Annotated in this window: 4 protein-coding genes; 3 read left to right on the top strand and 1 reads right to left on the bottom strand. The window is 31.7% G+C overall.

From position 1 onward, the window contains the following. The 3 genes from EZH24_RS09210 to EZH24_RS09220 form a co-directional block, all read left to right on the top strand. Window positions 1–691, top strand: a 691-nt coding sequence (locus EZH24_RS09210; protein ID WP_137998864.1) for a M28 family peptidase, incomplete at its 5' end; no start/stop codon positions are given. 60 nt (window positions 692–751) lie between these two features. Continuing rightward, window positions 752–1,330: a GNAT family N-acetyltransferase gene (locus EZH24_RS09215; RefSeq protein WP_137998865.1), complete on the top strand. Its 579-nt coding sequence runs from the start codon at window positions 752–754 to the stop codon at window positions 1,328–1,330. Beyond that, window positions 1,331–2,218, top strand: coding sequence for a DUF58 domain-containing protein (locus tag EZH24_RS09220; RefSeq protein WP_137998866.1), 888 nt, complete (start codon window positions 1,331–1,333; stop codon window positions 2,216–2,218). On the opposite strand, the gene EZH24_RS09225 is transcribed toward EZH24_RS09220, so the two are convergent. Continuing rightward, window positions 2,219–3,174, bottom strand: a 956-nt coding sequence (locus tag EZH24_RS09225; protein ID WP_137998867.1) for a M23 family metallopeptidase, incomplete at its 5' end; no start/stop codon positions are given.

The following is a 3,174-nucleotide window of genomic DNA, read 5'->3' on the forward strand; positions in this document are numbered from 1 at the left end:
CAAAGGCAGAAAAGGAGAAAATATCTACTCGTTTTTGGAAGGCGAAAGCGAAGAATATATTATTGTGGCAAGCCATTACGACAGCAGAATAGTTGCCGAAAAAGACAGAAAAATTGAAAATAGAAATAAACCGATTGACGGGGCAAACGATGGAGCGAGCAGTTCGGGAATTTTGCTCGAGCTTATGAATTCTTTAAAAGATGAAAAATTACCTTATGGAATTTGTTTTATTTTATTCGATTTGGAAGACGATGGAAATTTATTTTATAGTGGAAACGGATTAACGGAAACGGATTGGATTCAAGGAAGCATCGCTTTCGTCAACGATAAAATTTTAGAAAGAGAAAAAATAAAATTTGGAATATTGCTCGATATGGTTGGCGGTTCAAATGCAAAATTCAAATACGAAAGTTTTGCCTATACATATTACCCGAATATCTACGAAAAAATTTGGGGCTTTGCGGACGATTTGGGATATAAAGATTATTTCGTTAAAGAACATTACGGAATGATAACGGATGACCATATTCCTTTTTTAATGGAAAAAATTCCTTTTATCGACATAATCGATATGGGCTACAAATATCATCATACTACGGAAGATACGATTGATAAAATAGATATTAAAACTCTCGAAGCGGTTGGACGAACGATGGAATATACTTTAAAAAATGCGGATAAAATATTTTGAATTATTATGATTAAAAAAATTATAATTGAAAAATAGAAATAAATATATTATAATAGAAAAATGAAAATTAGATTTGCCACAATTTCGGACGCTCTTTCTTTATTGGAAATTTATTCTCAATATATAGAAACGGCTATAACATTCGAATATATTCTTCCGACTAAATCGGAATTTGAAAAAAGAATTGAAAATATTATTGAAACTTATCCTTATTTGGTTTTAGAAGAAGACGGAAAAATTATCGGCTACGCATACGCTCATAAATATATGGAAAGAGCCGCTTATCAATGGAACGCCGAAATATCGATATATTTAGATAAAGCGCATGTATCAAAAGGTTTGGGTAAAAAATTATGTTTGGCTTTGATTGAAATATTAAAAGCGCAAGGAGTGAAAACGGTTTATAGTTTGATTACCTCTCCAAATATTAAAAGCGAAAAATTGCATCTTTCTTTGGGTTTTAAAAATATCGGAATGTATCATAACACTGGATATAAAAGAGGAGAATGGCGCAATGTTTCAATATTTGAAAAACAAATTGGAGAATATTCGATTAATCCAAATCCTGTTCTTTCAATAAAAGAAATAGGTTTTGATATTATAGAAAAAATTATTAACGAAAATTTATCGGATAAATAAATGTTTGGAAACGGAAATATAACGACTAAAGAACTTTTAAAATCTGTTCGGCAAATAGAAATAAAAACTTCAAGAATAGTAAATTCGTATTTTTCTGGACGATATCATTCGGCTTTCAAAGGACATGGAATAGAATTTGACGAAGTTAGAAAATATACTATTGGAGACGATGTTCGAGCGATGGATTGGAAAGTTAGCGCAAGATATAACGAGCCTTTTATAAAAAGATTTAGAGAAGAGAGAGAGCTTAATGTTATAATACTTGCCGATTTTTCGGCTTCAACCGATTTTGGATTTACGAAAACAAAACATAATCTTATAATAGAAGTCGCCGCTTTGCTTTTGTTCTCGGCTTTGAAAAATAACGATAAAGTCGGACTTCTAATTTTTACCGATAGAGTTGAAAAATTTATTCCGTTAAACAAAGGTAGAAATCATGTTTTAAGAATAATAAGAGAGCTTATAGAATTCGAGCCTAAAAATATAAAAACCAATATAGCCGACACTTTGGAATATTTTAACAGAATTCAATCGAGAGGAAGCGTGACTTTTTTAATAACCGATATTTGCTCGGAGTTTCCGAAAAAAGAAATCGATATAACGAAAAAGAGACATGATTTTATAGTTTGCTTGGTAAACGATATGCTGGAATATCAACTGCCAAATCTCGGCGGAACTTTGATTATGTCCGATTTAGAAAACGATGATTTTGTATATTTCGATATGCGTAATAAAAGGGTAAAAGATAAATATTTAACCGAACAAAATAAAATTATGGAAGATAAATTAAATTTCCTTAAAAAAAATTCTATAGAAAAAATATTGCTTGACACTTCGAGCGATTATGTTAATGAAATAATGAAATTTTTTATAAATAGGATAAGATAATTACCTCTTTCTGATAAACTTCGCTATCGGTATAAAATCTACGGGATTCAAAGCCTCTCCGTTTCTTCTAACTTCAAAATGCAAATGGCTTCCAGTAGAATTTCCCGTGCTTCCCATTCTTCCTATCATAGTTCCTTGTCCGACATTAGCGCCAGCTCTTGTGGTTATTTTATTTAAATGTCCGTAATATGTAGTATAGCCTTTATCATGACGAACGATTACCAAATTTCCGTATCCTCCGCTATAGCCCGCGAATATTACTTTTCCTTTTCTTGAAGCGTAAACGGGAGTATTTAAATCGCCAGGAATATCGACTCCCATGTGTTTTGTTCTTACTTTTGTAATCGGATGAACTCTATAGCCGAATAAACTGCTAACTCTCGTCACTTTTGTGGGCAGGCTAAACATCTGTCCAAATCTGTCTATCCTCTCTTCCAAAGTATATTTTGCATCTGGTAAAAATATTTCGTCTCCAATGCTTATATTGTCCTTATTCGATATTTTATTGAAGGTCAAAACTTTATCCAATTGAATATCGTATTTTTCTGTAATTTCTTCCAGACTCTCGCCTTTTTTCACCGTATATAATAAACCGTTTCGATTCGGTATTTTAATTTTTTGTCCTGGTCGCAATTTATTCGCGTTGCTTATTTTATTAACGCTAACCAAAGTATCCAAATTGACGCCTATTTTTTTGGATATTATCGTTAGATTATCTCCGTTTTCTATCGTATATTCGTCATATTTCATTCCTATTATTCCATCGCTATTCAAACTATCGTCCGAAATTAAATAACCGTAAAAAATGTCAGAAGAATTTTCGATAGAGTTTGCATCGGATGTCACGGTTGGAATATTATTTAAACTCTCTTCAAAGTTATTGTTGGTTTCGGGAAGTATTTCTGGCAAAATATTTTCGTTTGAAATTTTATTTGAAGATGTATGAATTCCCAACA

The sequence above is a fragment of the Brachyspira catarrhinii genome (assembly GCF_005518285.1).
GTDB lineage: Bacteria > Spirochaetota > Brachyspiria > Brachyspirales > Brachyspiraceae > Brachyspira > Brachyspira catarrhinii.

Bases quoted from the DNA above. Each gene is read 5' to 3' on its own strand.
- EZH24_RS09215 (WP_137998865.1), top strand. From the start codon at position 752: ATGAAAATTAGATTTGCCACAATTTCGGACGCTCTTTCTTTATTGGAA.
- EZH24_RS09220 (WP_137998866.1), top strand. From the start codon at position 1,331: ATGTTTGGAAACGGAAATATAACGACTAAAGAACTTTTAAAATCTGTT.